Origin of the sequence: Pseudomonas sp. Nvir, assembly GCF_963778085.1 — a bacterium.
GTDB classification, from domain to species: Bacteria; Pseudomonadota; Gammaproteobacteria; order Pseudomonadales; family Pseudomonadaceae; genus Aquipseudomonas; species Aquipseudomonas juntendi.
In genome coordinates, this window is record NZ_OY970405.1 from 4,795,273 (window position 1) to 4,807,670 (window position 12,398).

Annotated in this window: 14 protein-coding genes; 6 read left to right on the forward strand and 8 right to left on the reverse strand. The window is 60.9% G+C overall.

What is annotated here, in order from left to right; all coding sequences use genetic code 11:
* Positions 1-143 precede the first annotated feature (143 nt).
* From AACG97_RS23045 to AACG97_RS23060, 4 genes are all read left to right on the forward strand, one after another.
* Positions 144-1,961 carry a penicillin-binding protein activator gene (locus AACG97_RS23045; RefSeq protein WP_009684425.1) on the forward strand — a complete coding sequence of 606 codons (1,818 nt, stop codon included), beginning with the start codon at positions 144-146 and terminating at the stop codon, positions 1,959-1,961.
* On the forward strand, positions 1,961-2,332 hold the full coding sequence (locus AACG97_RS23050) for a YraN family protein (RefSeq protein WP_054889886.1): 372 nt from the start codon (positions 1,961-1,963) through the stop codon (positions 2,330-2,332). Before AACG97_RS23045 ends, AACG97_RS23050 begins: the two co-directional genes overlap by 1 nt.
* Before the next feature lie 86 nt (positions 2,333-2,418).
* Positions 2,419-3,012, forward strand: a complete 594-nt coding sequence (locus AACG97_RS23055; protein ID WP_029887793.1) for a phosphoheptose isomerase — start codon at positions 2,419-2,421, stop codon at positions 3,010-3,012.
* The gene (locus AACG97_RS23060) at positions 3,009-3,587 is read left to right on the forward strand and encodes a BON domain-containing protein (protein WP_009684429.1); all 579 of its coding nucleotides are present in this window, start codon (positions 3,009-3,011) and stop codon (positions 3,585-3,587) included. Before AACG97_RS23055 ends, AACG97_RS23060 begins: the two co-directional genes overlap by 4 nt.
* A 222-nt stretch (positions 3,588-3,809) precedes the next feature.
* Here AACG97_RS23060 and AACG97_RS23065 read toward each other — a convergent pair whose 3' ends face one another.
* The 7 genes from AACG97_RS23065 to rplM all read right to left on the reverse strand — a co-directional run bounded on the left by AACG97_RS23065 (position 3,810) and on the right by rplM (position 8,672).
* Positions 3,810-4,241, reverse strand: coding sequence for a ClpXP protease specificity-enhancing factor (locus AACG97_RS23065; protein WP_009684430.1), 432 nt, complete (start codon positions 4,239-4,241; stop codon positions 3,810-3,812).
* Between the two features lie 10 nt (positions 4,242-4,251).
* Positions 4,252-4,875: a glutathione S-transferase N-terminal domain-containing protein gene (locus AACG97_RS23070; protein WP_009684431.1), complete on the reverse strand. Its 624-nt coding sequence runs from the start codon at positions 4,873-4,875 to the stop codon at positions 4,252-4,254.
* Between the two features lie 115 nt (positions 4,876-4,990).
* On the reverse strand, positions 4,991-5,770 hold the full coding sequence (locus tag AACG97_RS23075) for a cytochrome c1 (protein ID WP_009684432.1): 780 nt from the start codon (positions 5,768-5,770) through the stop codon (positions 4,991-4,993).
* Complete coding sequence (locus AACG97_RS23080) at positions 5,770-6,981, reverse strand: cytochrome b (RefSeq protein WP_029886541.1); 1,212 nt, start codon at positions 6,979-6,981, stop codon at positions 5,770-5,772. The genes AACG97_RS23075 and AACG97_RS23080 overlap by 1 nt, the downstream gene beginning before the upstream one ends.
* On the reverse strand, positions 6,981-7,574 hold the full coding sequence (petA, locus tag AACG97_RS23085) for a ubiquinol-cytochrome c reductase iron-sulfur subunit (RefSeq protein ID WP_009684434.1): 594 nt from the start codon (positions 7,572-7,574) through the stop codon (positions 6,981-6,983). The genes AACG97_RS23080 and petA overlap by 1 nt, the downstream gene beginning before the upstream one ends.
* A 262-nt stretch (positions 7,575-7,836) precedes the next feature.
* Positions 7,837-8,229, reverse strand: a complete 393-nt coding sequence (gene rpsI, locus AACG97_RS23090; RefSeq protein WP_003260797.1) for a 30S ribosomal protein S9 — start codon at positions 8,227-8,229, stop codon at positions 7,837-7,839.
* Between the two features lie 14 nt (positions 8,230-8,243).
* A complete protein-coding gene (rplM, locus tag AACG97_RS23095; protein WP_003251819.1) occupies positions 8,244-8,672 on the reverse strand; it encodes a 50S ribosomal protein L13 in 429 nt (142 codons plus the stop codon).
* Positions 8,673-8,930: 258 nt separating this feature from the next.
* Between rplM and AACG97_RS23100 the strand changes: the two genes are divergently transcribed.
* Both AACG97_RS23100 and AACG97_RS23105 read left to right on the forward strand, forming a co-directional pair.
* Positions 8,931-9,971: an NADP(H)-dependent aldo-keto reductase gene (locus AACG97_RS23100; RefSeq protein WP_009684435.1), complete on the forward strand. Its 1,041-nt coding sequence runs from the start codon at positions 8,931-8,933 to the stop codon at positions 9,969-9,971.
* Between the two features lie 258 nt (positions 9,972-10,229).
* The gene (locus AACG97_RS23105) at positions 10,230-11,150 is read left to right on the forward strand and encodes a GlxA family transcriptional regulator (RefSeq protein WP_172828420.1); all 921 of its coding nucleotides are present in this window, start codon (positions 10,230-10,232) and stop codon (positions 11,148-11,150) included.
* Between the two features lie 93 nt (positions 11,151-11,243).
* Here AACG97_RS23105 and zapE read toward each other — a convergent pair whose 3' ends face one another.
* Complete coding sequence (zapE, locus tag AACG97_RS23110) at positions 11,244-12,338, reverse strand: cell division protein ZapE (protein WP_009684437.1); 1,095 nt, start codon at positions 12,336-12,338, stop codon at positions 11,244-11,246.
* Positions 12,339-12,398 lie beyond the last annotated feature (60 nt).

The following is a 12,398-nucleotide window of genomic DNA, read 5'->3' on the forward strand; positions in this document are numbered from 1 at the left end:
AGCGCCCGCAACAGGGCGCAAAGAACTTCATACGCGACCGGCGGCAAGCCACCTATAGTGAAGGATCGACACGGCAACATCGCGCCCCGGCCAGTGCTTGGGTACAATTGCCGGCCAACTTGATCGAGTAACAGGACCTTTACATGATCGCTTGCCTGCGGCTGCTCACAGCCCTCTGCCTCGCTGCCCTGCTGGCAGCCTGCGCCAGCTCGCCCTCATCCAGCCTGGGCGAACTGCCACGCACCCCGGATGCCAGCATCGAGCAACTGCTCGAGCAGGCTGCTTCCAGCAAGTCTGCGCAAGACGCCGCCCTGCTGCGCCTGAGCGCAGCCGACCTGGCCTACAAGCAGAAGGACTTCCCCCGCGCCGCACGCATTCTCGAGCAGGTCCCGCTGGACACGCTCAAGCCGGCCCAGCAAGTGTTCGCCAGCACCCTGGCGGCAGAACTGGCCATGAGCCGCAACCAACCCAAGGCTGCCCTGGCCGCCCTGGCCCACCCAAGCCTGCAGCACGTTCCCGAGCTGCCGAAGGAACAGCAGGCGCGCACCTACTACGTGCACGCCGCCGCGCTCGAGGCCGATGGCCAGGCCCTGGCCGCCGCGCAACAGCGCGTACTGCTGGCCCCACTGCTCAGCGACCAGGCCGCCAGCGCAAACAACGACGCCATCTGGGCCTTGGTCGCCTCGCTGCCGGCCGAACAGCTGCAGCAGCCGGCCACTGACCAGACCCTGGCCGGCTGGACCAGCCTGGCCCTGGCGGTGAAAAGTGCCGGCACCCTCGAGCAGCAACAGAGCGCCATCGAGAGCTGGGTCAAACAGCACCCGGACCACCCGGCGGCCAAACAGTTGCCAGTGCCACTGGTCAAGCTCAAGGAACTGGCCAGCCAACCGCTGACCAAAATCGCCCTGCTGCTGCCCCAGGAAGGGCCACTGGCCGGGGTTGCCCGGGCCCTGCGTGACGGCTTCATGGCCGCCCACTTCCAGGCCCAGCAGGCTGGCCAAGCCGCCCCTGCGGTGCAGGTGTTCGACAGCTCGCGCATCGGCTCGCTCGACGACTTCTACCGCCAGGCCCAGGCCGCAGGCGTGCAGCTGGTCATCGGCCCGCTGGAAAAACCGCTGGTCAAGCAATTGGCCAGCAAACCGCAACTGCCGATCACCACCCTGGCGCTCAACTATGCCGATGCTGGCCAGGTGGCCCCGCCGCAATTGTTCCAGTTCGGCCTGGCGGCCGAGGACGAAGCACGCGAAGTATCCCGTCGCGCCCGTGCCGATGGGATGGTCCGCGCCGTAGCCCTGGTGCCGAGCGGCGAATGGGGTGATCGCGTGCTGGCCGCCTTCCGCCAGGACTGGGAAGGCAATGGCGGCACCGTGCTCGCAGCCCAACGCATCGCGCAACCGGTTGCGCTGGCCCAGCAGATTGCCGACCTGTTCCAGTTGCGCCAGAGCGAAAGCCGCGCCAAGAGCCTGCAGAGCACGGTTGGCGGCAACATCGCCGCACAACCGTCGCGCCGCCAGGACATCGACTTCCTCTTCCTTGCCTCTACCCCTCAGCAAGCGCAGCAGATCAAGCCGACCCTGAATTTCCAGTACGCCGGTGACGTACCGGTATACGCCACTTCCAACCTGTACAGCGCCAGCGGTGACGTCAACCAGTACAACGACATGAACGGCATCCGCTTCTGCGAAACCCCGTGGCTGCTCGATACCAGCAATAGCCTGCGCCAACAGGTGGTTCAGCAGTGGCCGCAAGCCGCCGGAAGCCTGGGCCGCCTGTACGCCATGGGCGTCGATGCCTACAGCCTGGCACCGCGACTGGGCCAACTGAAGGCGCTGCCGGATAACCGCGTCCAGGGCCTTTCCGGCAGCTTGAGCATCAACGCCAACCAGCGTGTGGAGCGCCAACTGCCATGGGCTGAATTCGCTGGCGGCCAGGTCAAGCGCCTGCCTGATACCCCGCGCTGATGGCTGCAGCATCACCGACCGGCGCCGGCCACGCTGCAGAAACCCAAGCCCTTGAGTACCTTCAGGGGCAAGGCCTGCGGCTGCTGGCGCGCAACTGGCGATGCAAAGGCGGCGAGCTTGATCTGGTCATGCTCGACGCCGATACAGTAGTATTCGTCGAAGTCCGCTACCGGTTGCACGCGGCCTTCGGAGGCGCCCTCGCCAGTATCGATGGGCGCAAGCAGAAACGGCTGGTGCATGCGGCCAGCCTGTTCCTGCTCAAGGAGCCCCAATGGGGCAACCACCCCTGCCGCTTCGACGTTGTCGCCCTGCAGGGTAGCCACCATGCAGGCAAACCGCTTCAGTGGCTGAAAAACGCCTTCGAGTGCTGAACCCTCTACGTTTTTTTTGCTCTATGTATCGCGGGCTGGTCGTTGTTGCGCGTAACAAAGGCCACCGCCCCATTTAAGGTCACCAGATGGACATGCAATCCCGAATTCGCCGGCTGTTCCAGGCCAGCATCGAAACCAAGCAACAGGCGATGGACATCCTGGCACCGCACATCGAGCAGGCCAGCCTGGTCATGGTCAATGCGCTGCTCAATGAGGGCAAGATGCTCGCCTGTGGCAACGGCGGCTCGGCCGGCGACGCCCAGCACTTTTCCTCGGAACTGCTCAACCGCTTTGAGCGCGAACGCCCGAGTTTGCCGGCCATCGCCTTGACCACCGACAGTTCGACCCTGACGTCGATCGCCAATGACTACAGCTATAACGAAGTCTTTTCCAAGCAGATCCGCGCACTGGGCCAACCGGGCGATGTTCTGCTGGCGATCTCCACCAGCGGTAACTCGGCCAACGTGATCCAGGCGATCCAGGCCGCGCATGACCGCGAAATGATTGTCGTAGCAATGACGGGGCGCGACGGCGGCGGCATGGCCTCGCTGCTGCTGCCAGAGGACGTGGAAATCCGCGTACCTTCGACAGTGACGGCGCGCATCCAGGAAGTCCACCTGCTGGCGATCCACTGCCTGTGCGACCTGATCGACAGCCAACTGTTCGGGAGTGAAGAATGACCCCTATGCGCCTTGGCCTGCTGGCCCTGACTCTGTGCCTGAGCGTTACCGGCTGCAGCTCGGTACTTACCTCTGCCCGCAATTCGCCCATTGAAGACGACCGCGGCACGCGCACCATCGGCAGCAAGATCGACGACTCGCTGATCGAAACCAAAGCCGCGGTCAACATCTCCAAGGCCAACCCGGACCTGGACAAGGGCTCGCACATCGTCGTCAGCAGCTACAACGGTATCGTCCTGCTCGCTGGCCAAACCCCACGCGCCGACCTCAAGAGCCTTGCCGAGCAAACCGCCAGCCAGGTTCAACGGGTGAAAAAGGTGCACAACGAGCTGCAGGTCATGCAGCCGTCTTCGATTCTGGCGCGCAACAACGATGCCTGGCTGACCACCAAGATCAAGACCCAGATGCTGACCGACAGCGCCGTGCCCAGTTCGCGAATCAAGGTCATTACCGAGAACGGCATCGTCTACCTGCTCGGCCTGGTGACCCAGCAGGAGGCCAATTCCGCCACTGCCGTAGTGCAGGGCGTATCGGGTGTGCAAAAAATCGTCAAACTCTTCGAGTACATCGACTGAAGAACCCTGGGCCGGAAAGGCAACAATCCCGGCCTAAAAAAGGCGACCCTTCAAGGTTGATGCCTGTCAGTTAAGCGTTAATGGGGCTGCTTTGCAGCCCTTCGCGGGCACGCCCGCTCCTACACGCGATCCCCTGTGGGAGCGGGCGTGCCCGCGAAGGGTCGCAAAGCGGCCCCAAATTACTTAACTGCTGGCATTAACCCTACAAGGTCGCCTTTTTTATTACTTGACCACTTTCAGGCTTGGTCGACCAGTCGGGCGCGGCGGCTGGCCACCACCTTCTGGCGGGCCATCGTCATCCGGCTGCACATCATCGTCTTCCAGGTCATCGCCATCCGTCAGCGGCTGCTCCAGCTCGAAGACCATGCCTTGGCCATTTTCGCGGGCGTAGATGCCCAGGATGGCGCCAACCGGCACGAACAGCGAATGGGTCACGCCACTGAAACGGCCCTCGAAACTGACCGCGTCGTTATCCATGTGCAGGTTGCGCACAGCACTTGGCGAAATATTCAGGACAATCTGGCCATCATTGGCGAAACCATCTGGTACCTGCACCTTTGTGTATTCGGCATTGACCAGCATATGGGGCGTGCAATCGTTGTCGACGATCCACTCGTACAGTGCTCGAACCAGATAGGGGCGACTGGAGTTCATCAACGGCTCCTTAAAGCTTACGCATTTCACGTTCTACAGAGGACAGGCTCGCCTGGAATGGCTCGCGGGCGAACTGGCGCTCCATGTAATCCAGCAGCGGTTTCGCTTGCCGGGGCAACTCGATGCCCAACACTGGCAGGCGCCAGAGTATGGGCAGTAGACAACAATCGACCAGGCTTTGCTCATCGCTCATGAAACAGGCGAACTCATTGAACAATGGCGAAACACCGGTCAGGCTTTCGCGCAGGGCCTTGCGCGCTTCACTTCGGGCAGCCTCGCTGCTGCGCGAATCAAGCACGCTATCGGCAAGAGCACACCAGTCGCGCTGAATGCGGTGTATCAGCAACCGGCTGTTGCCGCGCGCAACCGGGTATACCGGCATCAGCGGCGGGTGCGGGTAACGCTCCTCGAGGTATTCCATCACCACGGTCGATTCATACAACGCCAGGTCACGGTCGACCAGGGTCGGCACACTGCCATACGGGTTGACCTCGGCCAGCCTGGGCGGCAGGCGCGCCGGATCGACATCGATGACCTGCACGCTGACACCCTTCTCGGCCAGCACCAGGCGTACCCGATGAGAATAATGGTCAGCGGGGTCGGAATAGCAGGCTAACCTGTTGGTTGCGCCCATGTAGCGGCTCCTCGCACGAGATGCTGTGCAACTTTAAATGAAAACGCGCCCGGGGCATCCTGGCATTTCTGCCAGGCGCCCCGGGCGCGTTCAACAACCAGAAATTACTGCGTGATCAGTGCACGTCCTTCCAGTATTCACGCTTGAGCAAATAGGCGAATACGAAGAAGAAAGCCAGGTACAGCAACACATAGGTACCGATGCGCTGGCTTTCCAGTTTGACCGGGTTGGCCGAATAGGCCAGGAAGGTCACCAGGTTCTTGACCTTCTCGTCGAACTGCTCGGCGGTCAGGGTACCGGATTTCGGCGTAACGGTCAGCTGGTCACAGGCTTCATGGGTAATCGGGCTACCGGTCAACGGGTCGAATTGCTTCTTCCCATCGGTCACCGTCTGCACCTGCTTGCAGCCAATCACCTGGTTGCCCTGCAGGCCGACCAGCACGTTGGGCATGCCGACGTTCGGGAACACCTTGTTGTTCACCCCATAAGGCCGCGAGGGGTCCTCGTAGAAACTGCGCAGGTAGGTGTACAGCCAATCGGTACCACGTACCCTGGCCACCAGGGTCAGATCGGGCGGCGCGGCACCGAACCAGGTCTTGGCGTCATCTGGCTTCATGCCGATCTGCATGTGATCACCGATCTTGGCCCCGGTAAATACCAGCTTTTCGAGCATCAGTTCGTGGGGGATGCCCAAGTCATCGGCCACACGCTCGTAGCGTTGGAACTTGGCACTGTGGCAGCCCATGCAATAGTTGGCGAACGTCCGCGCGCCGTCCTGCATGGCGGCCTTGTCGGTCAGGTCGATATCGACCTTGTCCAGTTCCAGCCCGTGTTCGGCAGCGAAGCAAAAGGCAGGCATCAGTGCCAGCAAAAATACTGCAATCAACTTTTTCATCAGCCAGTCACCCTTTCCGGAACCGGTTTGGTCTTCTCGAGCCTTGTGTAGAACGGCATCAACAGGAAGTAGGCGAAGTACAGCACCGTGCACACCTGCGACAACAGCGTGCGCCCAGGTGTCGGTGCCAGCACGCCCAGCACGCCGAGGATGACGAAGGCCACGCAGAACACCAGCAGGAAGAGCTTGCTGATCCAGCCTTTGTAACGCATGGAACGCACCGGGCTGCGATCGAGCCAGGGCAGTACGAACAGCACCGCAATCGCCGCCCCCATGGCGATCACACCCATCAACTTGTCAGGCACCGCACGCAAGATGGCGTAGAACGGTGTGAAGTACCACACAGGGGCAATATGCTCCGGCGTCTTGAAGGCGTTGGCCTGCTCGAAGTTCGGCTTTTCCAGGAAGTAACCGCCCATTTCCGGGAAGAAGAACACCACCGCACAGAACACGAAGAGGAACACCACCACGCCGACAATATCCTTGACGGTGTAGTACGGGTGGAACGGAATGCCATCGAGCGGAATGCCGTTTTCGTCCTTGTTCTTCTTGATGTCGATGCCATCGGGGTTGTTCGAACCCACTTCGTGCAGGGCAAGAATGTGCAGCACCACCAGGCCGAGGATGACGATAGGCAGGGCGACCACATGCAGGGCGAAGAAGCGGTTCAGGGTAATGCCGGAGATCAGGTAGTCACCACGAATCCATTGGGTGAGGTCGCCACCAATCACCGGGATGGCACCGAACAGCGAAATGATGACCTGGGCACCCCAGTAGGACATCTGGCCCCACGGCAGCAGGTAACCCATGAAGGCCTCGGCCATCAGCGCCAGGTAGATCAACATGCCGAACAGCCAGACCAGCTCGCGGGGCTTCTGGTAGGAGCCGTAGAGCAGGCCGCGGAACATGTGCAGGTAAACCACGATGAAGAACGCCGAAGCACCCGTGGAGTGCAGGTAGCGCAGAATCCAGCCGTATTCGACGTCACGCATGATGTACTCGACCGAGGCGAATGCCTCTTCTGCCGAGGGCGTGAAGCTCATGGTCAGCCACACACCGGTGACGATCTGGTTGACCAGCACCAGTAATGCCAGGGAGCCAAAGAAATACAGGAAGTTGAAGTTCTTGGGCGCGTAATACTTGCTCAGGTGATCTTCCCACATCTTGGTCGCGGGGAAGCGAGCATCAATCCAGTCCATGAACTTGCTCATCATGCTTTCTCCTGGTCGACGCCGATGACGATGATATCGTCCGACTCGTACGAGTGCGGCGGTACGGGCAGGTTGAGTGGCGCCGGCTGCGACTTGTAGACACGCCCAGCCAGGTCGTAGTGGGAGCCGTGGCACGGGCAGAAGTAGCCACCCACCCATTTAGGGCCAAGGTCGGCTGGCGCAACCTCCGGGCGGAAGGTGGGCGAGCAGCCCAGGTGGGTGCACAGGCCGACGAGAATGAGGATTTCCGGCTTGATGGAGCGGACTTCGGGGTCGACATAGGTCGGCTGCACCGAAGATTTGGAATCGGGATCAGACAATTCGCCGGTAATTTTCTTCAGGTTACCGAGGATCTCCTCGGTGCGCCTGACGATGAACACCGGCTGGCCTCGCCACTCGGCTACCATCTGCTGCCCGGCCTCGACCTTGGCGATATTGACCTTCACCGGTGCTCCCGCGGCTTTCGCCTTGGCACTGGGAAACCATGACCCCACGAACGGTACCGCAGCCCCCACTGCTCCCGCTGCCCCGACCACGGATGTCGCGGCTACGAGGAAGCGGCGCCGGCCTGCGTTGACGCCGTCATTGCTCATTCAGTCCTCTCCCATCAGCTTGCTTGGCCTGTTGAACCAGGCCTGTACTTAGGTTGTGTCTGTGGCACTAAAATTTGGTCGCCATGGTAAGAAACAAATCCACACACTGACAAGGGATTAGCCGGGCAAGGGCCCACTACCAGCGCTTTGCTTGATCTGCGTCTATGCGACGAGCGGCCACAGACATGCTGACAGGTTAGTTCAAGGCAAAAAAAAAGCCCGGTTCCAAGGAACCGGGCTCTTTTCGACTGCCGAAGCGGTATTAACGCTTGGAGTACTGAGGACGCTTACGCGCTTTACGCAGACCCACTTTCTTACGCTCGACTTCACGAGCGTCGCGGGTGACGTAGCCAGCACGACGCAGAGCGCCACGCAGGGTTTCGTCGTATTCCATCAGGGCGCGGGTGATACCGTGACGGATCGCACCGGCCTGACCGCTGACACCACCACCGGAAACGGTGACGTAGATGTCGAACTTCTCAACGGTTTCGGTCAGCTCGAGCGGCTGACGAACAACCATGCGAGCGGTTTCGCGACCGAAGAACACGTCCAGAGAACGGTTGTTGATGGAGATGTTACCAGTACCCGGACGCAGGAATACGCGAGCGGTTGCGGTCTTGCGACGGCCAGTGCCGTAATTTTGAGTCGCCGACATAATGAACTATCCCGTTAGATCTTCAGTTCTTGAGGCTGCTGAGCAGTGTGTGGGTGAGCAGCACCCGCGTACACTTTCAGCTTACGGTACATGTCGCGACCCAGCGGGTTCTTAGGCAGCATGCCTTTGACCGCGGTTTCGATAACACGCTCAGGGGCCTTGGCGATCAACTTCTCGAAGTTGATTTCCTTGATACCGCCCGGGAAACCGGAGTGGGAGTAGTACATCTTGTCGGAAGACTTGGCACCAGTCACACGAACCTGTTCAGCGTTGATAACGACGATGTAGTCGCCGGTGTCAACGTGAGGGGTGTATTCTGGTTTGTGTTTGCCACGCAGACGGGTAGCGATTTCGGTAGCCAGACGACCCAGGGTCTGGCCAGCGGCGTCGACTACGAACCACTCGCGCTTTACTGTTTCCGGTTTAGCAGTAAAAGTTTTCATTCTCTAAAGCCTCAGAGGCCGCCCAGCGAAAAATAGACGGCGAATCTTACTGGATAGTGCACAGCTTGCCAAGGGCAAGCGCGCAGCCGAACACTGACGCTTTTGGGGGCTCGGGTCGGGCACGCCAATATTCGACGGGGTTCTTCCTGCGTGATGGTGCATCACTTCCGCCACGCGGAGAGGGGCTGAATTATCCAGATTGCGCGAAAAATTTCAACCTGCTTTGATGAGCTTCCATTGCCAAGGAGTGTTTACCCGATGGAATACCGCCAGCTCGGCCGAACCGACCTCAACGTCAGCGCCCTGTGCCTGGGCACCATGACCTGGGGCGAGCAGAACGACCAGGAAGAGGCTTTCGGCCAAATTGCCCGGGCCAAGGCCGCGGGGATCAACTTCATCGACACGGCCGAAATGTACCCGGTGCCCCCACGTGCGGAAACCTACGCCGCTACCGAGCGCATCATCGGCAACTGGTTCAGGGCCAACGGTGACCGTGATGACTGGGTGCTGGCCAGCAAGGTTGCCGGCCCCGGCAACGGCATCAGCCACATCCGCGATGGCCAGCTCAAGCACAACCGCCAGCACATCGTCGCGGCGCTGGACGAGAGCCTCAAGCGCCTGCAGACCGATCGCATCGACCTGTACCAGCTGCACTGGCCGGAACGCAGCACCAATTTCTTCGGCAAACTGGGGTACCAGCACCTGCCGCACGATCACTTCACGCCGCTGGAAGAAACGCTGGAAGTGCTGGACGACCAGGTACGGGCCGGCAAGATCCGTCATGTTGGCCTGTCCAACGAAACGCCGTGGGGCACCATGAAATTCCTGCAACTGGCCGAAAGCCGGGGCTGGCCACGGGCGGTATCGATCCAGAACCCGTACAACCTGCTCAACCGCAGCTTCGAGGTGGGCCTGGCGGAAGTCGCCATTCGCGAGCAATGCGGTTTGCTGGCGTACTCGCCGCTGGCATTCGGCATGCTGTCGGGCAAGTACGAGAACGGCGCTCGGCCGGAAAACGCCCGCCTGACCCTGTTCAGCCGCTTTGCCCGCTACTCCAACCCGCAGACCGTGGCCGCCTGCAGCCGCTACGTGCAGCTGGCCCGCGAACACGGCCTGGACCCGGCGCAGATGGCCCTGGCATTCGTGACGGGCCAGCCGTTCGTGACCAGCAACATCATTGGCGCTACCAGCCTGCAGCAACTGGACAGCAACCTGGCCAGCGCCGAGCTGCACCTGAGCGACGAGCTGCTGGCGGCGATCGAAGCCATTCACCAGGCGCAGCCGAACCCGGCACCTTGAGCGTAATCCTGTACCGGCCTATTCGCGGGCAAGCCCGCTCCCACAGGGTTCAGCGCAGGCTCTGTGGGAGCGGGCTTGCCCGCGAAGAAGCCAGCGCGGTGCTGCGGGCTAGACACACTCGCCAAAAAATAAGACGATCCAGCCGGTGATTGACCACTCTACCCTATAAGAACAATGACAATGATGTTTACCCAACCCCCCGCGTCGCTGCGGCGCGTCAGCATCCTGGCCATTGACAAGGTGTTCGCTTCGACCTTGATGCAGGCCAAGGACTTCTTCCACCTCGCCAGCCTGCGCTACGGCAAGCAGCTGGGCCTGGGCTTGCAGCCCATGTTCGAGATCCGCCTGGTGAGCCCCGATGGCCTGCCCGTGGACAGCTTCAGCAATGTACAGCTACCGGTCGACGGCGGCCTGGATGACGCCGATGTCATCATCCTGCCAGCCTACTGGGACGACTTCGACAACCTGCTGCAACGCTACCCACAGGTGCTGCCGTGGCTGCGTAACCAGCACGCCCGCGGCGCGGTGCTGTGCGCGGAGGCCAGTGGCGTGTTCTGGCTAGCCGAAAGTGGCCTGCTCGACGGCAAGGAGGCGACCACCTACTGGCGCTTCTTCAGCAGCTTCGCCGAGCGCTTCCCGAAGATCCGCCTGAACCAGGACAAGCACCTGACCGACGCCGACAACATCTATTGCGCTGGCGGCGCCACTTCGGCCTGTGACCTGTACATCTATCTGATCGAGCGTTTCTGCGGGGCCAATGTGGCCCGTGCGGTGTCGCGCGACATCCTCTACGAAGTGCAGCGCAACTACACGCCGGGGCGCATGGGATTTGGCGGGCAGAAGCTGCATCAGGACCTGATCATCCTGCAGATCCAGCACTGGCTGGAAGAGCACTTCGCGGACAAGTTCCGCTTCGAGGATGTGGCCCGCAACCACGGCATGAGCATCCGCAACTTCATGCGCCGGTTCCAGGGGGCGACCGGCGACAAGCCGCTGCACTACCTGCAACGGCTGCGGATCGAAACGGCCAAGGGGTTGTTGTCGAGCACGCGCAAGAGCATCAAGACCATCAGTTACGAGGTCGGTTACGACGATGCCAGTTTCTTTGCGCGGCTGTTCCGCCAGCATACCGAGTTGTCGCCGAACCAGTACCGGCAGCAGTTCATGCAGGAAGCTTGAGGGCTTATTAGGGCCGCTTCTACAGCAGTGAATCGCTGAATCCTGTAGGAGCGGCCTTGCGTCGCGATGGGCCGCAAAGCGGCCCCAAAATGCTTAAGGCTTGTGCGCACGAGACAGGAACTCGTGCGACTGCATCTCCAGCAAGCGGCTCAGGGTACGCTGGAACTCGAAGCTCAGGCGCCCACCGGTGTACAGGTCTTTTAGCTCCACCTCGGCCGAGATGATCAGCTTGACATTGCGGTCGTAGAACTCGTCCACCATGTTGATGAAACGCCGCGCGATATCATCGGTGGTCACCCCCATCTGCTCGACATTGCTCAGCAGCACCGCGTGGAAGATCTTGCCCAGCTCGATGTAGTCGTTCTGGCTACGCGGCCCGTCGCACAATGCCCGGAAGTCGAACCAGGCAACGTCGTCGCACGTACGCAAGGCATTGATCGGGCGGTTCTCGATCATCAGCACGTCATTTTCGACCGCCTGGGTGCATTCCGGGGTCAGCGCCTTGAAGCTGGCACGCATGCTTTCGTGCGCTGCCTCATTGAGCGGGTAGTGGAACAGTTCGGCCTGCTCCAGATGACGCAGGCGGTAGTCCACGCCGCTGTCGACGTTCACCACGTCGGTGTACTGCTTGATCATGGCGATGGCCGGCAGGAAACGCGCGCGCTGCAGGCCATCCTTGTACAAGCCGTCGGGCACGATGTTGGAGGTGGCGACCAGCGACACACCGTTCTTGAACAGCTCTTCCATCAAGGTGCCGAGGATCATCGCATCGGTAATGTCCGAGACGAAGAACTCGTCGAAGCAGATCACCTTGGCCTCTTCGCTGAAGCGCTTGGCAATGATGGTCAGCGGGTTCTTCTCACCCTTGAGGGTCTTCATTTCCTCGTGCACACGCTTCATGAAGCGGTGGAAGTGGGTGCGCATCTTCTGCTTGAACGGCAGCGCCTCGAAGAAGGTATCGACCAGGTAGGTCTTGCCCCGCCCTACCCCACCCCAGAAGTACAGGCCCTTGACCGGGGTCTGCTCCTTCTTGCCGAACAGCTTGCCGAATACCCCCGGCTTGTTGTTCTGCGCCTGTACCAGGTCGTCGTACAGGCGCTGCAGGTGACGCACAGCAGTTTCCTGCGCCGCGTCATGGAAGAAGTCGGGACGTTTCAGATCTGCTTGATAGCGTTCTAAGGGAGTCATGATTCGTTAGCGAGGCAACAAAAAACGGGCCGTCACTGTAGCGACCGGCCCGCTTTATGG

What these genes read in the sequence shown, in the direction of transcription:
- AACG97_RS23060 (WP_009684429.1), top strand. Translation starts at nt 3,009, where the DNA reads ATGACCCCTATGCGCCTTGGCCTGCTGGCCCTGACTCTGTGCCTGAGC.
- rplM (WP_003251819.1), bottom strand. Translation starts at nt 8,672, where the DNA reads ATGAAAACTTTTACTGCTAAACCGGAAACAGTAAAGCGCGAGTGGTTC.
- AACG97_RS23100 (WP_009684435.1), top strand. Translation starts at nt 8,931, where the DNA reads ATGGAATACCGCCAGCTCGGCCGAACCGACCTCAACGTCAGCGCCCTG.
- AACG97_RS23070 (WP_009684431.1), bottom strand. Translation starts at nt 4,875, where the DNA reads ATGGGCGCAACCAACAGGTTAGCCTGCTATTCCGACCCCGCTGACCAT.
- AACG97_RS23075 (WP_009684432.1), bottom strand. Translation starts at nt 5,770, where the DNA reads ATGAAAAAGTTGATTGCAGTATTTTTGCTGGCACTGATGCCTGCCTTT.
- petA (WP_009684434.1), bottom strand. Translation starts at nt 7,574, where the DNA reads ATGAGCAATGACGGCGTCAACGCAGGCCGGCGCCGCTTCCTCGTAGCC.
- AACG97_RS23055 (WP_029887793.1), top strand. Translation starts at nt 2,419, where the DNA reads ATGGACATGCAATCCCGAATTCGCCGGCTGTTCCAGGCCAGCATCGAA.
- AACG97_RS23080 (WP_029886541.1), bottom strand. Translation starts at nt 6,981, where the DNA reads ATGAGCAAGTTCATGGACTGGATTGATGCTCGCTTCCCCGCGACCAAG.
- AACG97_RS23105 (WP_172828420.1), top strand. Translation starts at nt 10,230, where the DNA reads ATGCAGGCCAAGGACTTCTTCCACCTCGCCAGCCTGCGCTACGGCAAG.
- AACG97_RS23050 (WP_054889886.1), top strand. Translation starts at nt 1,961, where the DNA reads ATGGCTGCAGCATCACCGACCGGCGCCGGCCACGCTGCAGAAACCCAA.
- zapE (WP_009684437.1), bottom strand. Translation starts at nt 12,338, where the DNA reads ATGACTCCCTTAGAACGCTATCAAGCAGATCTGAAACGTCCCGACTTC.
- AACG97_RS23045 (WP_009684425.1), top strand. Translation starts at nt 144, where the DNA reads ATGATCGCTTGCCTGCGGCTGCTCACAGCCCTCTGCCTCGCTGCCCTG.
- AACG97_RS23065 (WP_009684430.1), bottom strand. Translation starts at nt 4,241, where the DNA reads ATGAACTCCAGTCGCCCCTATCTGGTTCGAGCACTGTACGAGTGGATC.
- rpsI (WP_003260797.1), bottom strand. Translation starts at nt 8,229, where the DNA reads ATGTCGGCGACTCAAAATTACGGCACTGGCCGTCGCAAGACCGCAACC.